The sequence below is a fragment of the Brevibacillus sp. Leaf182 genome (assembly GCF_001423865.2).
Classification (GTDB): domain Bacteria; phylum Bacillota; class Bacilli; order Brevibacillales; family Brevibacillaceae; genus Brevibacillus; species Brevibacillus brevis_C.
In genome coordinates, this window is the sequence record NZ_LMPN02000020.1 from 263,924 (window position 1) to 282,126 (window position 18,203).

Annotated in this window: 20 protein-coding genes; 8 read left to right on the plus strand and 12 right to left on the minus strand. The window is 48.2% G+C overall.

What is annotated here, in order from left to right; translation table 11 throughout:
* Window positions 1-55: 55 nt before the first annotated feature.
* The 11 genes from ASG16_RS11790 to ASG16_RS11840 all read right to left on the minus strand — a co-directional run bounded on the left by ASG16_RS11790 (window position 56) and on the right by ASG16_RS11840 (window position 11,795).
* Entirely contained in the window at window positions 56-928 is an 873-nt protein-coding gene (locus ASG16_RS11790) for a sugar phosphate isomerase/epimerase family protein (protein WP_048031233.1), read from the minus strand.
* A gap of 45 nt (window positions 929-973) precedes the next feature.
* Window positions 974-1,969 (minus strand): Gfo/Idh/MocA family protein, encoded by a 996-nt coding sequence (locus ASG16_RS11795; protein ID WP_056490681.1) that lies wholly within the window; start codon window positions 1,967-1,969, stop codon window positions 974-976.
* Window positions 1,966-2,871, minus strand: coding sequence for a Gfo/Idh/MocA family protein (locus tag ASG16_RS11800; protein WP_056490684.1), 906 nt, complete (start codon window positions 2,869-2,871; stop codon window positions 1,966-1,968). The genes ASG16_RS11795 and ASG16_RS11800 overlap by 4 nt, the downstream gene beginning before the upstream one ends.
* 51 nt (window positions 2,872-2,922) lie before the next feature.
* Window positions 2,923-4,128 (minus strand): ROK family transcriptional regulator, encoded by a 1,206-nt coding sequence (locus tag ASG16_RS11805; protein ID WP_056490686.1) that lies wholly within the window; start codon window positions 4,126-4,128, stop codon window positions 2,923-2,925.
* 22 nt (window positions 4,129-4,150) lie between these two features.
* Window positions 4,151-5,113, minus strand: coding sequence for an ABC transporter ATP-binding protein (locus ASG16_RS11810; protein ID WP_111914417.1), 963 nt, complete (start codon window positions 5,111-5,113; stop codon window positions 4,151-4,153).
* Entirely contained in the window at window positions 5,106-6,098 is a 993-nt protein-coding gene (locus tag ASG16_RS11815) for an ABC transporter ATP-binding protein (RefSeq protein ID WP_056490692.1), read from the minus strand. Before ASG16_RS11815 ends, ASG16_RS11810 begins: the two co-directional genes overlap by 8 nt.
* Before the next feature lie 18 nt (window positions 6,099-6,116).
* Entirely contained in the window at window positions 6,117-7,007 is an 891-nt protein-coding gene (locus ASG16_RS11820) for an ABC transporter permease subunit (RefSeq protein WP_056490696.1), read from the minus strand.
* Window positions 7,008-7,026: 19 nt separating this feature from the next.
* The gene (gene nikB, locus ASG16_RS11825; protein ID WP_056490699.1) at window positions 7,027-7,950 is read right to left on the minus strand and encodes a nickel ABC transporter permease; all 924 of its coding nucleotides are present in this window, start codon (window positions 7,948-7,950) and stop codon (window positions 7,027-7,029) included.
* Window positions 7,951-8,017: 67 nt separating this feature from the next.
* Window positions 8,018-9,604, minus strand: coding sequence for a glutathione ABC transporter substrate-binding protein (locus tag ASG16_RS11830; RefSeq protein WP_056490702.1), 1,587 nt, complete (start codon window positions 9,602-9,604; stop codon window positions 8,018-8,020).
* A gap of 72 nt (window positions 9,605-9,676) precedes the next feature.
* The gene (locus tag ASG16_RS11835) at window positions 9,677-10,741 is read right to left on the minus strand and encodes a Gfo/Idh/MocA family protein (RefSeq protein ID WP_056490705.1); all 1,065 of its coding nucleotides are present in this window, start codon (window positions 10,739-10,741) and stop codon (window positions 9,677-9,679) included.
* A 79-nt stretch (window positions 10,742-10,820) separates the two neighbouring features.
* Complete coding sequence (locus ASG16_RS11840; RefSeq protein ID WP_056490709.1) at window positions 10,821-11,795, minus strand: ROK family protein; 975 nt, start codon at window positions 11,793-11,795, stop codon at window positions 10,821-10,823.
* A gap of 207 nt (window positions 11,796-12,002) precedes the next feature.
* Between ASG16_RS11840 and ASG16_RS11845 the strand changes: the two genes are divergently transcribed.
* From ASG16_RS11845 to ASG16_RS11880, 8 genes are all read left to right on the plus strand, one after another.
* Window positions 12,003-12,248 carry a hypothetical protein gene (locus ASG16_RS11845; RefSeq protein WP_056490713.1) on the plus strand — a complete coding sequence of 82 codons (246 nt, stop codon included), beginning with the start codon at window positions 12,003-12,005 and terminating at the stop codon, window positions 12,246-12,248.
* A 13-nt stretch (window positions 12,249-12,261) separates the two neighbouring features.
* Entirely contained in the window at window positions 12,262-12,633 is a 372-nt protein-coding gene (locus ASG16_RS11850) for a spore coat protein (RefSeq protein ID WP_056490715.1), read from the plus strand.
* Window positions 12,634-12,648: 15 nt separating this feature from the next.
* Window positions 12,649-13,785 (plus strand): zinc-dependent alcohol dehydrogenase, encoded by a 1,137-nt coding sequence (locus ASG16_RS11855; RefSeq protein WP_056490717.1) that lies wholly within the window; start codon window positions 12,649-12,651, stop codon window positions 13,783-13,785.
* Window positions 13,786-13,813: 28 nt separating this feature from the next.
* Complete coding sequence (locus ASG16_RS11860) at window positions 13,814-14,008, plus strand: hypothetical protein (protein WP_056490720.1); 195 nt, start codon at window positions 13,814-13,816, stop codon at window positions 14,006-14,008.
* Window positions 14,009-14,021: 13 nt separating this feature from the next.
* Entirely contained in the window at window positions 14,022-14,315 is a 294-nt protein-coding gene (locus tag ASG16_RS11865; RefSeq protein WP_056490724.1) for a spore coat protein, read from the plus strand.
* Between the two features lie 220 nt (window positions 14,316-14,535).
* Window positions 14,536-15,099, plus strand: a complete 564-nt coding sequence (locus ASG16_RS11870; protein ID WP_056490726.1) for a hypothetical protein — start codon at window positions 14,536-14,538, stop codon at window positions 15,097-15,099.
* Between the two features lie 372 nt (window positions 15,100-15,471).
* Entirely contained in the window at window positions 15,472-16,239 is a 768-nt protein-coding gene (locus ASG16_RS11875; protein WP_056490730.1) for a matrixin family metalloprotease, read from the plus strand.
* Window positions 16,240-16,333: 94 nt separating this feature from the next.
* Window positions 16,334-16,858, plus strand: coding sequence for a GNAT family N-acetyltransferase (locus tag ASG16_RS11880; protein WP_056490830.1), 525 nt, complete (start codon window positions 16,334-16,336; stop codon window positions 16,856-16,858).
* A gap of 12 nt (window positions 16,859-16,870) precedes the next feature.
* Here the strand turns inward: ASG16_RS11880 and ASG16_RS11885 are convergent, their stop codons facing one another.
* Window positions 16,871-18,094 (minus strand): CynX/NimT family MFS transporter, encoded by a 1,224-nt coding sequence (locus ASG16_RS11885; RefSeq protein WP_241970741.1) that lies wholly within the window; start codon window positions 18,092-18,094, stop codon window positions 16,871-16,873.
* Window positions 18,095-18,203: the final 109 nt, after the last annotated feature.

Consider the following 18,203-nt stretch of genomic DNA (forward strand, 5'->3'; position numbering starts at 1 on the left):
CCAAAGAAAAAACGGCAGTTCGGGGCTCCCCAAATGCCGTTTTTCCACTACCGTTTTACGCCTCGTCCCAAAAACGTCGCAGGTTGTCCATCCCAATCTTGGAACCTTCTCGACAATCCTCCATGCCTTCGAACTCGACCGTGATATAGCCATCATAGCCGGACTGCTTGACCAGCTTGACGACTTCGCGGATGTTGATGTCGCCTTGTCCGACTATTGCTCCACGCAGGAAGTTGCCATTGACGGTCTTGAACCATTTGCCTGCGCCTGGATCATGGTAGGACGGGCGGAAGTAGAAATCTTTGAAATGCACAAGCGAAGCATAAGGCAGATTTTTTTGCACACCGACCAGCGAAGCCTCGTCTACACACATGAAGTTTCCTATATCCAGCGTCGTTTTGAAATTCGGACGGTTGACCTCATGCAAGACACGCTGCACGCGATCACTTGCCTGTACCAGCCAGCCGTGATTCTCGATTGTCGTCGTTATTCCGAATTGAGCAGCATAATCAGCGATTCTGCGGCTTCCCTCGACCATCTCAGCCAAATGCTTTTCAAAGTACTCGATCGTCGTCTCCTCTACGGGAACAGTAAAGGCGGACACATCGTGGCGCATATGCTTGATACCCATGCGGTGCAGCAGATCAACATGTGTTTTTACACGTGCGACTTCTGCTTCGAAGGCTTCTTCATCTGGTTGAATAAAGTTCGTCGGCATCGAGTAGTTGGACAGCTCAATCCCTACCGCTTTTGCCTTATCCCGAACAGCGTCTGCTAATTCGTAGTTATCGACCAGTGTAAAACCGTACGGCACGATTTCCATGTGCTCGCCGCCGTTATCCGCGATCCATTGCACGACATCCAGAACATCCATTTCCCCAGCTCGGATTGCTGTTAGCAGACTGTAAGTGCTCAATCCAATTTTCATCAGTTCCACCTCATTTGATTTATTGTATAGAAAGGCTACTGCTCATCATGATGTGAGATGCACCTTGTTGATAGTCACGACTTGCTTGAGACGATGAGATTCGTAGGCTGCCTTCACCACTTCGAGTGTCCGCAGTCCATCCTCTCCAGTAATAGACGGAGGTCGACCTTCCATGACATTTTGCACAAAGTCGGCGATAAGCCGCTCATCCATATCCACAGCCCAAGGTAAATGTTGCAGCTTCGAATCGCGGTCATTGTAATAGAACGCGTGTTGCTTGAATACATCGACGTCCAACGTGCCCTTGGTGCCGACAATCCGCATCGTCACATCTCCCCACGTCGGGAACGTCTTCGGCCGCGACCAGCTCGGATCGATTCCGACGATCACGCCAGACTCCATTTCTACGGAAACCAGGCCACAATCCTCTACCTCAATCTCGTAAAAGCGTGTGTCCAGCTCAGCGTAGACGCTTTTTACTTCGTCTTGGAGCATCCAACGTACGAGGTCCATCAGATGGACGATGTGATCCGTTGCTGCCCCACCGCCAGACAGCTCTTTTTCAATGAACCAGCCACCTGGCATTTGTCCGTGGTTCGTGCCATCGATGGCGATAATGTCTCCGAGACCACCTGATTGAACGATTTGTTTGACACTTTCCATCACGGGTGCAAATCGGACAGGGTAGGCAATCTGGAGCAAGACACCTTCCTCTTTGCAGACCTGAATCATTTCGCGTGCATCCGCAATCTCGGTGGCAATTGGTTTCTCGCACAGAATCTGCTTTTTCGCTCGGGCTGCCGCAATCACATGCTCCTTGTGCTTGGCATTTTCCGAGCAAACAATGACCGCGTCGATACCGGATTGTAAAAAGGCTTGCAGATCTTCGTAAAAATCGAGCTGGTAGGCAGTAGCCGCTTCCTCTCCCCGGCGGGAGTTATCATCCCAGACTGCTATCAGCCGCGCATCGGGGTGCTTTTGCAAATAAGTAGCGTAGCTATGCGCATGCATATGGGCGAAGCTGATGATTCCTACCTTCATCCCTCATCACCTCCGTGCATGAGCTTCACAGATTGACCCGTCTTGACCGATTTTCTCGCCGCTGAAGCGATATCGAGAGCTGCGAGCAGATCACAAGAATACAGACGTGGCCCTTCCTGTTTTTGTACACAGCGAATGAAATGCTCCCGCTGTCGCTGCATCAGGTCCATCCCTTGGAATGTTGTCGGAAGAAATTGCTCTCCTCGGCTCCAGCGAATGGGGGTGCTTTCCCGGCTATCATGTGTAATCATTCCTTGATCACCGGCAAGCTCAAAGGAAGCATATTCTGTCCCCTCCGCCCAAGATAGCTCTACATGCGCAATTGCCCCGCCTGCCATTCGGAGCATGACCAGCGCATAATGGACGATCTGTCCTGATTCATTCGTGTGCTTGACCTCTCGCGCCATTACTCGCTCGACTTCGCCGAACGTCCAGCGCAGCCATTCGAATTCACGCATTCCAAGTGCTTGAAATATGCATTTCCCTACATTTGTAGCCGATGCAGGAGCACCTCTTCGCAAGCGAATGACGCCTGCTTTGCCTATGGCCCCATTTTTTATTTGCTCGTGCGCTTGCTCGTATTCTGGAGCAAAACGCAGCGTATTTGCGAGTTGCAGCACGATATCATACTGATCGCACAAACTGATTCCTTCACGCCCTAGAGCAGGACTGCCTGCACATAAAATATGCTTTCCCGCCTGGGCAGCAAGCGTCACCCATGGGTCAGCGCTGTCCGTAACTGAGCCAATATCCACGATATCCACTTCTGTTCCCTGCAAGATTTCGCGCAAAGAAGACAAGCTGTCTGCCACACCTACAATCTCTGCCTCTTTGATCCGCAACCAAGCTTGCGACTCTTTTACGCTTGTTCCCGCTTCCCCTGCGACTACAACTTTTACCATGATCCCGCTCCCCCTCTCCTCGAGCTTTCTGGACTGCTAGACACAACCCTTTTATAGCGAAAACTGAAACGTATCTTGCAATAAAACTGCGGCAGCTCCAGCGACCTCTACATTTTCACCCAACGAATTCGGCCGAATCTCCAGTTCCTCCGTCAGGATTCCATGCGCGTATTCCCGCACGTAGTCTTTTACTTTGGCGATCAACAGCTCATTTTCGAAGGCAATCTCACCGCCCAGAATAATCACTTCCGGATTGAACAAATGAATCAGATTGACTAGCCCCGAAGCCAAATAAGAAGCAGTTTCCTCCAAAATGCTGACCGCAAGCGGGTCCTGCTCTGCCAAAGCCTGACGAAACACCGCAGGAGTAATTCGGCCAACATCCTGCTCCACCAAATCCGAAATACGGCTCGTCTTTCCTTTCGCAAGCGAGGAGACCAGCTTGGAGTAAATCGTTGGCCAGCTCACGTAATTTTCCAGACAACCAACATTTCCGCAGTCGCACCGCACACCTGCCCGATCAATCGTGGTATGACCGAACTCACCGGCCCCGCCTTTAAAGCCCCTGTAGATGGCACCATTCATCAAAATACTGGCTCCCAATCCATCCCCAATCGTGACGTACAGCATGTTTTGATAATGACTGAAATCCCCGATGGTCTTCTCGGCGAGCAAGTACGCGTTCGTGTCGTTATCTAGCCATGTTTTCAACTGGAAACGTTGCTCGATCATTTCTTTAACAGGGGCGTTCTGCAAGCGGAGCTTTGGATTGTAGCGAATCACCCCATGGACCGAGTCAACGATGCCTTGAGTGACAATCGAGATTCCCATGCATGTCTCCAGACTCGCCGCGGTTCCACGCAAAAACTGCTCAATCACCTCCAGCAAATAAGCGAGTATGCTCTCCCCTTGGTACGGCTTGATCGAGTGGACTTCCTTTCGTTTGACTGCGGCTTCCAGATTCATCTCGGCAATCGTAATCTTCGAGCCAGAGATCGAAATGCCGATCAGAAAACGACTGTCTGGGGAGAACTGGACCAATATCGGTTTTCGTCCGCCATTTGACTCCCCTGTTCCCACCTCGCATACGAACGAGTCACGAATCAGCTCACTGACAGCCGAGGTCACGGTAGTAGGACTCAGTTTGTTCCGCTTCGCTATTTCACTCCGGGAAATGGGCCCGTAATGACGGATCGTATCGAATATGATGGAGCGATTCAGTTCCTGGATCAGCTTTAAATCACCCGTCCTACGCATGTAACCATCCCTTTTTTTCAAATCACAAATGGCAAGCGACAAAATGCTCTCGGTCTGCCGCTTTCCGCAATGCAGGTGCTGTGGTCTTGCATATGTCCATCACGAACGGACAGCGCGTATGAAACAGACAGCCTGACGGCGGATTCACCGGGCTCGGCACATCTCCCTGCAAAATGATCCTCTCCCGCTTTGCCCGTGGATCAGGAATCGGAACCGAAGAGAGCAGCGCTTTTGTATACGGATGCCCGGGATTCGCAAAAATCGTTTCCTTCGGGCCGGATTCTACGAGACTCCCCAAATACATCACACCGATTTTGTCGCTAATATGCTCGACCACGCTCAAATCGTGGGAAATAAACAAATAGGTCAAATGAAATTCTTCCTGCAAATCTTTTAGCAAATTCAAGATTTGCGATTGAATCGACACATCGAGAGCAGAGACTGGCTCATCCGCGACGATCAGCTTCGGCTTTAAAATCAGGGCACGAGCGATTCCGATACGTTGCCGTTGCCCTCCGCTGAATTCATGGGCGAATTTCTCCGCATGATAGCTGGAGAGCCCGACGACCTCGAGCATTTCGGCGACAATCCGATCACGCTCCAGGGCAGACAGCTTGGTATGAATGAGAAGCGGCTCTGCTACCACATCGCGAATTTTCATCCGCGGATTCAGTGAGGCGTACGGGTCCTGAAAAACCATCTGTACCTGCTTGCGCACTTCCCGCAGCTTTGTTTCGTTCATCTTGGAGATTTCTTCACCATTGATCCAAATCTTGCCCTCATCTGGCATCAAAAGTCGTGTGACCAAGCGCCCTGTCGTCGACTTGCCACAGCCACTCTCTCCGACCAGACTGAACGTCTCGCCTTCCTTGATTTCGAACGATACGTGGTTTACTGCCTTTACGCTTTTTTTGCTGCTGAATAGACCGCTATCAATCGGGAACGTTTTTTTGATACCGTCTACCACGACCAGTGATTTAGACATGAACATCCCTACCTTCCTCTTGATAGAGCCAGCAGCGGCAAGAACGTTTTTCTCCCACCGTCGTAATGGTGGGCTCCTTTTCCCAACAAACAGGCATGACATCCTTGCAGCGCGGAGCGAACTTGCAGCCCTTCGGCATATTGTTTGGTGTCGGTACGTTTCCCGGAACCGAATCCAGCCGTTCGCGCTTCTGCCCGATTTTAGGGACAGAGCCAATCAAGCCTTTGGTATACGGATGCTTGGGTTCATCGAACAAGTCGTAAACAGATGCTTCCTCCACGACACGCCCTGCGTACATGACCACAACACGGTTGCACATCTCTGCCACGACGCCGAGATCGTGCGTGATCAACAGCATCGACATATGCTCCTCAGCCTGAAGCTGCTTCATGACATCGAGGATTTGGGCTTGAATCGTGACATCGAGTGCCGTCGTTGGCTCATCGGCGATCAACAGGTTAGGATTGCAGGACATCGCCATCGCAATCATGATGCGCTGTCGCATACCGCCAGAGAGCTGATGCGGATACTCCCCCATAATTTCGCTCGGTCGTGGAATGCCCACCTTTGTCAGCATGCTCACTGCTTGTTCTCGCGCTTTTTGGTCGGAGTAGCCGAGATGCAAACGAATGGCTTCCATCAATTGCTCTCCGATTTTCATCACCGGGTTGAGCGAGGTCATCGGCTCCTGAAAAATCATCGAGATTTCTTTTCCGCGAATACGGCGCATATCACTCTCCGAAATCGAAAGAAGATTCGTACCGTTGTAAACAATCTCTCCGTTGGTAATTTCACCAGTCGTGTCCTTGAACAGGCGCATGATCGACAAGGAGGTCACGCTCTTGCCGCAGCCCGATTCGCCAACCAGTCCGAGCACCTCGCCTTTTTTTATATGAAAGCTGACATGATCGAGGACGACTGTCTTCTGGTTGTCTCTCGTAAATTGTGTTTGCAGATGCTTTACTTCAATGATGTTCTCACTCATCTGCCCCATCTCCCTCGTTTAGTTCTTCGTTTTCGGGTCCAAAATATCGCGCAGGCCATCCCCAACGAGGTTGAATGCCAGCACGGTCAAAAAGATCGCAATCCCGGGAATGATGACCACATGAGGAGAAGTGGCGAGGTAATCACGACCCATACTGAGCATCGCTCCCCAGTCGGGACTCTCGGGCGCAGCCCCCAGGCCTAGAAAACTGAGACTGGATGCTGCCAAGATCGAGGTGCCGATCCGCATGGAAAAAAAGACGATCATACTAGAGACGGTCTCTGGGAAGACGTGACGAAAAATAATCCGGCTGCTTTTGGCCCCCATGGATCGCGCTGCTTCTACAAACACCGCTTCCTTGGCAGCCAATGTATTGCCGCGGATCAAACGAGCAAACGATGGAATACTGAACACCGCGACTGCTACGACGACATTCGTTAATCCCGGGCCGAGGATCGCAACGATGGCGATTGCGAGCAGCAAATCGGGAAAAGCGAACATGACGTCACTCCACCGCATAATGAGGCGATCCAGCCACCCGCCGTAATATCCGCTAATCAAGCCTAATACGGTTCCAACCACTGCGCCGACCAGCACAGAGGAAAAGCTGACGCCAAGAGAGATTCCCGTTCCTACGATGATGCGGCTTAAAATATCTCGTCCGTATTCATCTGTCCCTGCCCAATGCTCCATGGATGGAGTTTGCAACGTTACGTCATAGTTCGGCTCGTACGGATCATACGGCGCGATCCACGAGCCAAACAGCGCGATCACAAACAAAAACAAGATAAAAAACCCTGCCCAGAATGCTGTCTTTTGCTTCTTCCACTTCTTCCAAAACTCGCGGGCTTTGGATTTCTTTTCAGTGGGAACTATAACGTTTTGCCCGATTTCTTTTACTACCTCCATTTACGTCACCTCCTTGCCATTAGCTGTCATAACGGATTTTCGGATTCAGTGCCTTGTACAAGATGTCTACCAGCAGATTCACGAGAATGAACTCCAGTGAAAACAACAGAATGACTGCCTGTACGACCGGATAATCCCGAAAAGCAATGGAATCGATCAACAGACGCCCCATACCCGGAATGCTAAACACCGTCTCTACGACAACCGATCCGCCCAAGAGAAAGCCGAATTGCAATCCGGCGATGGTCACGACCGGAATCATTGAGTTTTTCAGGGCGTGCTTACGAACGACTACGGATTCCTTCAACCCTTTTGCCCGACCTGTTCGGATAAAATCTTCCTTTAATGTTTCGAGCAGGGAGGACCGTGTAAAACGGGCCAGCATCGACATGATTCCTGCTCCTAAGGTTAACGAAGGAAGCACGTAGCTTTTCCAGCTCTCGACCCCACCTGTGGGAAACCAGCCCAGCGTGACAGAAAAAACTTGTATGAGAATGAGCCCCAGCCAAAATCCAGGCAAGGAAATACCGGAAATCGCCGTCAGCATCCCTACGTAATCCGGCCATTTATCGCGGAAAACAGCAGAGATCGTCCCAATCAGCAGACCGAGCACCAAAGCCCAGCCCAGGCTCATAAATGTCAACGTCATCGTTACGGAAAAACGGTTTTCAAACATATCGCTAATGGGAAGCCCCGTCTTCAAGGAGTGTCCCAAATTTCCTGTCACGAGGTTTTGCATGTAGTTGACGTACTGGGTAAGCAATGGCTTATCCAAGCCCAGCTCCTGACGCACCCGCTCGATCTCTTCCAAGGTCGCTTCTTTTCCCGCCGCCAAGCGGACAGGATCACCCGGAACCAGATGGATAAAGAAGAAAATGAGCAACGACACGACAAAAATAATCGGGATGATCTCGATGAGTCTCTTCACGATATAACGGAACATGGTACGGTTCCTCCTAAAAGAAAAGCAGCGCCCAGCGGCAGACAATGCCCGAACGCTGCTTCAAGTATTATTGGAACGCCGCTTCTCTTACATAGATGCCGCCACTCGGTGTAATATAAACACCGTTCACGTTCGCGCGTTTTCCGTACAAGATTTCATCGACTGCGAGGAAAATCCATGGTGCATCTTTAAACACATGTTCTTGCACGACACCATATAGCTGCTTTTGCTTGTCTTGGTCTGACGATTGTGTCGCTTCCTTGATACTTTGGTCGACGAGGTCATTTTTGTAGAAAGCCGTGTTCGCTCCCGCAGGCGGGAAGTTCTCGCTGCTAAACAACGAACGCATTGCATTGTCTGGATCAGCAGAGGACCAGCTTACGTACCACATGTTCATTTTTGCTTCTTCTGGAGACTTGATGCCGTAGATTTCATCGGACAGCGTCGCTTCTTCCATCGATTTCACTTCAACGGTGATGCCGACCTTTTGCAATTGCTGCTGAATGAATTGCATGCCCTTCATCGTATCCGAGTTCGTATTTCCCCAAATGTCCGTTGTGAAGCCGTTCTCGTAGCCTGCTTCTTTCAAAAGCTGCTTCGCTTTTTCGATGTTGTATTCATACGCACCTTGCTTCGCGTAGTGGGCAATCGTCGGAGACATCACGGACTCCAGTTGTGCGCCGTATCCGGATTTCACGACTTTAATGAACGCGTCCTTGTCCACTGCATGATTGATGGCTTGGCGAACGCGCGGATCATCAAACGGCTTTTTCAGCATATTGATCGAGACATACCGGGTGATGGTGGAAGGTGTGCGCTCAACCTTTACTCCCTCTGCTCCGTTCAGTGTCTCTACTTGCTGCTCCGGCAACGGATAAATGACATCGGCTTCACCGGTCTTCAGCATGGCTACGCGGGAGCCGTTTTCAGGAACGGGCTTGTAGACGATTTTACCGACCTTGGCTGCACCCTTGTTCCAGTGATCTGGATTCAGCTCTACCGTCAGATGGTCACCCTGTACCCATTCCACGAATTTATATGGACCTGTACCGACTGGATTTTTGGTAATGTCTTTGCCGTACTTTTCCAGAGCCGCCGGGCTGATGATTCCGGTCGTGAACTTGTTGATCATCGCGGAAAACGGCTGGTTCAGCGTCACTTTCACTGTGTGCTCGTCAACAACCTCTGTGGACTTGATGTATTTGTAGTTTCGATAAGCTCTCAAGTTGTTGTCTTTGTTGCTCATCCGGTCGAAGTTGATTTTGACCGCTTCGGCATTGAATGGTGTGCCGTCATGGAACTTCACGTTTTGCCGGAGCTTGAAGGTGTACTCTGTCGCACCTTCGTTCACCGAATATTCAGTCGATAGACCCGGCATAAGCTTCAAATCCTTGTCGTAAATCAGAAGCCCTTCAAACATTGCGCTTTGGACACCCGATGACAGTGCATCCCCTGTATTTTGCGGGTCCATCGTGATGAAGTTTTCGTTTACGGCGATGACCATCTGATCCTTTTGCGACGCTCCCGTCGTTGTCCCCCCATTGGAAGCTACCGGAGTTCCACTACCATTGCCACCGCCACTGGAACATCCGAAAAGTAAAGCCACTGAAAAAAGTAAGACGGATGCTGTTCGCAAAAACGATGCTTTTTTCATTTCTTTTCCCCCTTGTCTTCATCTACTCTATGGATGATATCTGGATGTCCATGGATAGGTCTTGCCTGCCGGTTATCGGGTAAATACGATTTCTCTTCCTGTCGCCGCTGATTCGTAAATGCCGCACAGAATCTTCATCATCTCCACGCCGTCTTCTACTGGGCTGAGCGTTTCTTTTTCACCCAATAGGCTTGCGATGAAATGATCGATCTCATTTTGAAAGCCCCGCTTGAAATCAAACGATAGTTTATCCATCTGCGGGCTGACATTCAGGATCGTGTCATGCTTTTCTGCAATGATGGACAGCTCTGGCTCCACCTCTGCGCCTCCCTTGTTTCCGTACAGCTTGACGGCCAGCTCGTCTTTTTTCGCATGCAGTGTATAGCTCACATCCACGAAAAGGGACGCCCCATTTTCAAAACGAATGAGTGCATTGGCCATATCCTCGACGGTGTTTTGGGAAGGGTCGTAGTCAGCGGCTTTGTAAAAGGAGAGATTTTTGACGTTGGCGCGATTGCCCAGCTTGTTGTATGTATTGCCGCTGACAGTCGTTACTTTTGGGCAGCCCATCAAGTACCAGCACAGATCAATGACGTGCACGCCGAGATCGATGAGTGGACCTCCGCCAGATCTGTCCTTGTCAGCGAACCAACCTCCCGGATTGCCCAAACGGCGCAGACAGGATGCCTTCGCGTAATAAATGTCACCCAGCTCGCCCGCATCGATGAACTGCTTGAGCAATTGCGCATTCGTATCGTACCTTCTCACAAAGCCCACCTGGAGCAGCTTGCCACTCTCTTTTACGGCCTTTTCTATCAGGAGAGCGCTTTTAACTGTTGTACTTAAAGGCTTTTCCAAAAGCACGTGCTTACCCGATCTAAGAGCGGCGATGGCAATATCTGCATGCGTGTTGTTCCACGTACAAATACTCACTGCATCTACCTGTTCATCTGCGAGAACATCCTCAAGCTTGCTGTAGTAGGTCTCGGCCTCGTACTTCTGTGCTTTTTCCCGAGCGCGCTCCTCGTTGAAGTCCATGACGGCACGAATTTCTGTACGCTCGTTTTGTTGGTACGATTGCAAGTGCATGTCTGAAATTGATCCTGCACCAATCACCGCAACTCTCACTTTTGCCATGATGTTTACTTCCTCCTTGCTTCTCATTTCTTAATTAGTTTTTTCAGTGGAGTAATTAATAAGATGATACAAAATTGTTTTAATTTTTGCAATAAAGATTTTCGAATATTCCCCCTGCCGCTCCCATCACTCCAGCTTCTATCCCGCTATGACTCGTAACCACCCGTACTTTCTCCGCCAATCCAGCTATGCATCTATCCCTCATGCTCTTTTCGATTTCGGGAAGCAATAATGTAGAAGCGTTCATAACCCCACCTCCGAAGACGATAACCTCCGGATTAAACAAATAGATCAGATTGGCTGCTCCTATGCCTAAGAAAAAACCAGCTTGCTTTACGATTTGCGCGAAAAATGGATCTCCTGCAAGCGCAGCTTCACTGATCACTTTTGCCGTCAGCTCGCCATTTTCCACAAGGAATCGATCGATGACAGGCTCCTTCGCAGTTGTCAGCTTTTGACGGGCACTGTTTTCGATGGCAGTACCGGAAGCGTAATTTTCCAGACATCCGCGATTTCCACAGCGACATGACGGTCCGTTCCAATCGATCGAGATATGACCAAATTCTCCCGCGCTCCCATCTCTACCTGAAACCAGCCGACCATCACTGATGATCCCTGCCCCTACCCCTGTGCTGACCGTAACGTAAATCATATTTCGTGTACCGACACCTGCACCCCATAGCCACTCTGCAATTGCAGCCGCATTCGCGTCGTTGAACAGTCGAACAGGCAATCCGAACCTTTGCCCGATCAACTTGCCAATCGGTACATTTCGCCAACCCAGATTGCTCGCAAAAATGACCTCGCCGCTCTCACTGTTAATCACACCAGCTGAAGCAACGCCTACACCGCTTACTTTTTCGAGATCGATGCCACTTTCTGACAGGACATCGTGAATGGCAGAAAGCACCCTTTCGATCACTGCCTTTTCCCCTTCTTCCGCGGTGGTTGGCAGCAGCTTTTGTACGATTATCCTGCCTTCACGATCAACCAAACCAGCCAAGATTTTGGTCCCGCCCAGATCCAGCCCAATCGCATATTCATCCTTTGTCATGCTCGTCTCTCCTTCGTTCACTACTACTCTCTATTAATTTCTCCAATGACTTTATAAATTTAACTTAGCTTTATTTGTAGCACATCCCCTCCCTTTCGTCCAGATTATTCGAAAAATTCAATTTGTCGGCAGACTCCTTCTTTCGAATACCAAGAAACACAAAGGACAGAATAAAACTGTTAAAACGCCCAAAAGGAGGGTTGCGCGTTGAATAAACATACACTGGCTGCCCATGAATCACTGGATATTCATGAAGTACTTAACTTCAAAACACTCTGCCTCGCCAAATCCAAGCTGATGCAAGGCATTGTATTCGATCAGGATTTGCGGGCGTTAATGCAAAAAGATGTAGAGCAATCCATGCAAGCAATCGCGGAGCTCCAAGCTATTTACAAGAACGCCCCCTTTCAGGCACCGATCCCGCAAACTCGTCCGACCCCCATCATAAACTGAAGGTGAAATTCCGATGAACAACGATTATCAAGACCCGATCAATGCGTTAAACATGCCGGAGAAGGCAGATATGACTTTTGCGATAGACTTCCTCCTTCGTACCAAAGAAGGCGTCCGAAACACAGCAATCGCCCTGACTGAAACGGTTACGCCAGAAGCACGCGCTGTCTTACGAAAACAACTTCACCAAGCCATCGCTCTCCATCAAGAAATGACAGAGCTGATGATCAGTAAAAAATGGTTCCATCCCTACGAGCTTCATGAACAATATCAACTAGACCACCTCTCAGCCTTGGAAACGATCCAAATCGGGCAAATGAACCTCTTCCCTGAGGATACCTCGCGAAAAGGCATGTTCGATCGGACACCAGATGAACACCAGTGATGGAGGAACTTATCGATGAAAGCTGTTACCTATCAAGGCATTAAAAACGTAGTGGTCAAAGAGGTCCCCGATCCGAAGATGGAAAAGCCCGATGATATGATCGTGAAATTGACCAGCACCGCCATATGCGGATCTGATCTGCATCTAATTCATGGCATGATCCCCAATTTGCAAGAGGATTATATTATCGGTCACGAACCAATGGGCATTGTCGAAGAGGTAGGCCCCGGTGTAACCAAGCTGAAAAAGGGCGACCGTGTCATCATTCCATTTACGATTGCTTGTGGCGAATGCTTTTATTGCAAAAACGATTTAGAAAGTCAATGTGACAATTCAAACGAAAATGGCGAAATGGGTGGTTTTTTCGGATATTCCGGTACAACTGGCGGTTATCCTGGGGGACAGGCGGAGTATTTGCGGGTCCCCTTTGCGAACTTTACCCATTTCAAGCTTCCTGAAAACTGCGAAGTAGAAGATGAAAAGCTTTGCTTGATTGCCGATGCCATGCCAACTGCCTATTGGAGCGTAGATAACGCAGGTGTTAAGAACGGAGATACCGTGATCGTTCTCGGCTGCGGCCCTGTGGGTCTTCTAGTGCAAAAATTTTGTTGGCTAAAGGGTGCAAAACGTGTGATTGCGGTTGATTATATCGATTACCGCCTGCAACATGCAAAGCGTACAAACAACGTTGAAATCGTAAACTTTGAGCAAAAGGAGAATATCGGCAACTACCTCAAAGAAATCACGAAGGGCGGTGCTGATGTTGTCATCGATGCGGTTGGCATGGATGGAAAAATGTCCGCTCTGGAGTTTCTGGCGAGTGGCTTGAAGCTGCAAGGAGGCGCTATGGGCGCAATTGTCATCGCTACCCAAGCAGTCCGCAAAGGCGGTACGATCCAAATTACCGGTGTTTATGGCGGGCGCTATAATGCCTTCCCTCTGGGAGACATCATGCAACGCAATGTCAACATACGTTCCGGACAAGCTCCTGTGATCCACTACATGCCATATATGTATGAGCTCATTACCACCGGAAAAGTCGATCCAGGCGACATCATCACGCATGTCATCCCTTTGAGTGAAGCTAAGCGCGGATACGAAGTGTTCGATACGAAAACCGACAATTGCATAAAAGTCATTTTGAAGCCTTGATGAAGACAGAAGGGAGGATTTTGCTACGATGGGTTACGGATTGCATGAACAGCTTGAACTGCATGAGATCGCTGCTTTTAAAACCATATGCATGACCAAGTCAAAGACAATGCAAGCCTTAGTTTCAGACGAGAAGTTGAGGCAGTTTTTGGCTGATGATGTTCTCGTCTCGACCAGACAGCTTCAGGAGCTGGACTCTTTACTATCAAAAGCAAATTCATAGGGGGAAACATGGAATGTCTGGCATTCTTCAAAGCTTAGCTGGTATGGGTGCCCTGACGGATCAAGTAATCGCCATGGACTTTCTTATCTCCGCCAAAAGCGGTGTGCGGAACTATGCGATGGCACTGACGGAAACAGGCACCCCAGAAATGAAGGCAATACTAACCAAGCAATTGGAAGAAGCAATCGATTTGCACGAAAAGATCAGCCTGTACATGATTGAGCGAGGCTGGTACCATCCCTGGAATATTACCGAGCAGATTCAGTTGGATCAGCAAAATATCCAGACCGCGTTAAATCTTTCGTGAAGTGAAAGCATCCTTTATGGGTGCTTTTTATTTTGTCTACTATTCGACAATATCTCCTAAAGCAAAAGGAATAGGCATCCTATAAAATGGTATATATAGCTTTTTTAGGGAGAGGCGATGATATCCACCTTATATCTTTGATAGAGTACCGCAACATCTGGCATCTACTCGATGATCGTTTCAGCGCTACATTTACCACTGTCAAGAAAGGTTGATGTTCATGTTAAAAAAAGCCTTGATCATCCTGACATTAAGCTCAGTTGTCGCTGTACCAAGTGTAGCCGCTCAAGCGCAAGGGGCAGCTCTACCTCTACAGGAGAAGGCGCCAGTCTCCGCAAAAGCAATAATCAAAAATGCCGCATTTGGTCAAGAAGTCTGGGTAATGCTCGGCTCGCCTATTCCAACCGGATGGGTCGTGATCCGATCTTCTGGCAATATGAACCTGATTAAGGATTTGAACAATGCTCCTGCTGGTTACGAGGTTTGGGTAATGCTCGGCTCACCTATTCCTGACGGCTGGGTTGTGATCAGAAGCTCTGGGAATATGAACCAGATCAAAAATTTGAATAACGCTTCTTCTGAGCAGGAAGTCTGGGTAATGCTCGGCTCGCCTATTCCTGACGGATGGGTTGTGATCAGAAGCTCTGGGAGTATGAACCTGATTAAAAATTTGAACAACGCTTCTTCTGGTCAAGAGGTATGGGTGATGCTAGGCTCGCCTATTCCTGACGGCTGGATCATTATCAGATCATCGGGAACAATGAACCTGATCAAGCGCCTATAGGCTAATCAGAATAATGAGATAACCGCATCCTCAATTACTAGGTACATGACATGTATCCCGTCCACAAGCTGACGTCGAAACTCAATCGACATCAGCTTTTTTCCTTTTCTTTTTGGCCACAGGCACAGGACTCCACCCCCCTCCCGAAGTTTCCTGATCATTTTCTATAAAAATGACAATATTGTAAATGATTTGTAGTTATCTTGAAAATATTGGGTATTTATTTTACCATTAGAAAAACAATTTCAAACTACTCAAAAGAGATGGACTAGTAGGAATGAATTTGTTTTTGTAATCAAAAAATTGAGAAGGAGGTCCACAGAGAACTGTACATGGAAACACGAAAACTCTTGTTTGGAAAGGAGCTTCATGATGTTAGAAAGAATTTTGGGTAAACTTTTATTGCTCACCATTTCTCTTGTCACTCTTGTAAATGGATATTTTGTAACGCCGACATACGCACAGGATCAATCCGAATATCGCGTGGATTTTAGTGGTGTATCCGCTTCGATCCCTGTCAATATCCGTACCGGCCCGACTACTTCTGCTACTATCATCGACAAGCTTCAACCAAATACCCGTGTACAATTTTCTGGTTGGACCCGAGGTACCTCGCTCAATGACTTTTGGACAAATGCCCCTGATAATAGATGGTTTTTCTACGAGAAAAACGGCGTAAAACACTATGTTGCCTCTGCTTTTATTAATGGAAACCCACCTGCAACCGATCAAAATAAGGTATTAGTCTCGTATCAGGTGACAATTACGACGAATATCCCTGCTCTCAGACAGGCCTATGAAAATGCCATACGAAATTGGAACAACACAGGAATTGTTTCATTAACCCCAACACAAAATGCTCCCATAACCTTAGGTGAAGGCTATGCGAGGGGGTATGATGGATTTGGCTGGTGGCAATCGAATGGTTCCAGAGTTACCGGTGGTACCGTCATTCAATGGAACAGAGTGAGCAACAGAAACGCTGCTTATTTAGAAGCTTTGGCTACTCATGAGATTGGACATGTCCTCCGACTAAATCATAGGTCGGATCACTCGATCATGAATAATTCCTGGCTAACAAGAATTACAGGTCCTACACAAAATGACATTAATGAGCTTATAAGAATTTATAGTCGATAACGAATGCTTTGTCCCACATAAAAAGACAAGGCAAGGCACTCTTTTGGCTGTCGAGAAAGTCGACGGCCTTTTTTGATGAACACCCCCACTCTTGGTGATAGACTCCTTTCTCAGTGCGCGCCTGACTCTCACTAAAGTGGCATTACAAGATTGGGAGCTGATCCGCTCCATCTATTCCAACCCGACACTGATGGAGCATATCGGAGCGACCATGAGCGAGGAAGATATCCGCCGTAACTTTGAGAAAGAACTCGCTCCGTGGAGCCTCGAATCCACCCACTGGCTAACCTGGATCATACGTGAAACCGACTCCAGCAGCGACGTTGGCTTGATTAGCATCTGCACCCGTAACCGGGGAAATCTCACTGCGGAAGTAGGCTTCATCATACTGGACGGATTCAAAGGCAAGGACTATGCAACGGAAGCAATCAGACGCGTATTTGATTTCGCTGTGGATACGTTTGGATTTAAAAAGTTTACGGCTGTTTGTTCCGAAGAGCATGACGCTTCACGACGCGTTTTAGAGAAAGCTGGAATGAAGCTGGATAAAATCGTGCCCGAAAGCACTGAAATGGCTGGCAGGATGGTGAATGACTGTTTTTATTCGTTGGAGAGATAACGGATGGTTTGCTTACATCGCTTTTGGCGGTATTGTACTCGGTGGAATCGTTGCCTTTGAACCAATAGAACGATTTCTAGCTGCACCGAGACCAAATACAAAGAGCAAGATTGACGCACAAACCAAAAGTAGAAGTGGAACAGTCCAGCTATCCGTTACATCATGCAGATATCCGAACAGGGTCGGGCCTATTGCAGCAAGCAGGTATCCAACTGATTGAGCCATACCGGATAGCTCTGCAGCCTGTTGAGCATTCTCTGTACGTAAGCCAAAAAACATCATCGATAAACTAAATGCAAAACCTCCACCAATTCCTAGCATGATGATCCACCAAACAATAAAATTCGAGCTTCCGTAAAGCAATCCGAGCGTTCCCATTAAAAGCAAAATGGTCGTAATCGTAACTAATGAACGTTGACTGGACATACGTCCTGCGATAATCGGAACGACAAATGTAAAGGGAAGCAAGGCTAACTGCATAATGGAAAGTAACCAGCCAGATTGATCTGAACTTGTTCCTTGCTGTTTTAAGATTTCAGGTAGCCATGTGATCAGTACATAGAAAAACGTAGATTGGAGTCCCATAAACAAGGTTACTTGCCACGCTAATGGCGAGCGCCATAAATTAACACTGCTATCAGCCGATTGATTTTGAACCGTGGCTGTTTCCCTATTGCGGCGTTTCATTTGAGGTAACCAAAATATTACGGATGCCAAACTAAGAATGCCCCATATACCCAATGCCCCTTGCCATCCAACTCCTAATCCAACTGCAATGGGAACACTAATACCAGATGCAATTGCTCCCAATAAATTCATAGAAACGGAATATACACCAGTCATTAAACCAATTCGTTCAGGAAACTCTCGTTTAATAAGACTAGGCAACATTACATTAGAAACGGAAATTGCCAACCCAAGAACAGCAGTACCGATATATAAAGTAGCGATTCCTGAGAGAGAACGCAAAATAACCCCAAAAGTAAGCAGGATGATGGAAATTAGAATAATGACTTCTACTCCAAACTTTCGTCCTAATTTAGGAACAATAGGAGAAAAAAGAGCAAAGGCTAATAGGGGCAACGTGGTAATCATACCTGCCAGCGTATTCGAAATATGAACATCGTCCCTAATCAGACCAACTAGAGGCCCCACCGAGGTTAAAGGAGCCCGTAAATTAGCTGCAATAAATATAATCCCTACAATAACCACCCAAACGGCTGATCTCGTGCTCATCATTTTCCCTCTTTGTCTATTAGATTGAATACAGGAGTTCATTCGAAACCGAAGAGAAAAGTATATTAAAATATACTTTCATATCAATAACGCATATTATAATACAACA

Excerpts from the sequence above, each read along its gene's own strand:
- ASG16_RS11790 (WP_048031233.1), bottom strand. The coding sequence starts at position 928 with ATGAAAATTGGATTGAGCACTTACAGTCTGCTAACAGCAATCCGAGCT.
- ASG16_RS11795 (WP_056490681.1), bottom strand. The coding sequence starts at position 1,969 with ATGAAGGTAGGAATCATCAGCTTCGCCCATATGCATGCGCATAGCTAC.
- ASG16_RS11800 (WP_056490684.1), bottom strand. The coding sequence starts at position 2,871 with ATGGTAAAAGTTGTAGTCGCAGGGGAAGCGGGAACAAGCGTAAAAGAG.
- ASG16_RS11805 (WP_056490686.1), bottom strand. The coding sequence starts at position 4,128 with ATGCGTAGGACGGGTGATTTAAAGCTGATCCAGGAACTGAATCGCTCC.
- ASG16_RS11810 (WP_111914417.1), bottom strand. The coding sequence starts at position 5,113 with ATGTCTAAATCACTGGTCGTGGTAGACGGTATCAAAAAAACGTTCCCG.
- ASG16_RS11815 (WP_056490692.1), bottom strand. The coding sequence starts at position 6,098 with ATGAGTGAGAACATCATTGAAGTAAAGCATCTGCAAACACAATTTACG.
- ASG16_RS11820 (WP_056490696.1), bottom strand. The coding sequence starts at position 7,007 with ATGGAGGTAGTAAAAGAAATCGGGCAAAACGTTATAGTTCCCACTGAA.
- nikB (WP_056490699.1), bottom strand. The coding sequence starts at position 7,950 with ATGTTCCGTTATATCGTGAAGAGACTCATCGAGATCATCCCGATTATT.
- ASG16_RS11830 (WP_056490702.1), bottom strand. The coding sequence starts at position 9,604 with ATGAAAAAAGCATCGTTTTTGCGAACAGCATCCGTCTTACTTTTTTCA.
- ASG16_RS11835 (WP_056490705.1), bottom strand. The coding sequence starts at position 10,741 with ATGGCAAAAGTGAGAGTTGCGGTGATTGGTGCAGGATCAATTTCAGAC.
- ASG16_RS11840 (WP_056490709.1), bottom strand. The coding sequence starts at position 11,795 with ATGACAAAGGATGAATATGCGATTGGGCTGGATCTGGGCGGGACCAAA.
- ASG16_RS11850 (WP_056490715.1), top strand. The coding sequence starts at position 12,262 with ATGAACAACGATTATCAAGACCCGATCAATGCGTTAAACATGCCGGAG.
- ASG16_RS11855 (WP_056490717.1), top strand. The coding sequence starts at position 12,649 with ATGAAAGCTGTTACCTATCAAGGCATTAAAAACGTAGTGGTCAAAGAG.
- ASG16_RS11860 (WP_056490720.1), top strand. The coding sequence starts at position 13,814 with ATGGGTTACGGATTGCATGAACAGCTTGAACTGCATGAGATCGCTGCT.
- ASG16_RS11865 (WP_056490724.1), top strand. The coding sequence starts at position 14,022 with ATGTCTGGCATTCTTCAAAGCTTAGCTGGTATGGGTGCCCTGACGGAT.
- ASG16_RS11870 (WP_056490726.1), top strand. The coding sequence starts at position 14,536 with ATGTTAAAAAAAGCCTTGATCATCCTGACATTAAGCTCAGTTGTCGCT.
- ASG16_RS11875 (WP_056490730.1), top strand. The coding sequence starts at position 15,472 with ATGTTAGAAAGAATTTTGGGTAAACTTTTATTGCTCACCATTTCTCTT.
- ASG16_RS11885 (WP_241970741.1), bottom strand. The coding sequence starts at position 18,094 with ATGAGCACGAGATCAGCCGTTTGGGTGGTTATTGTAGGGATTATATTT.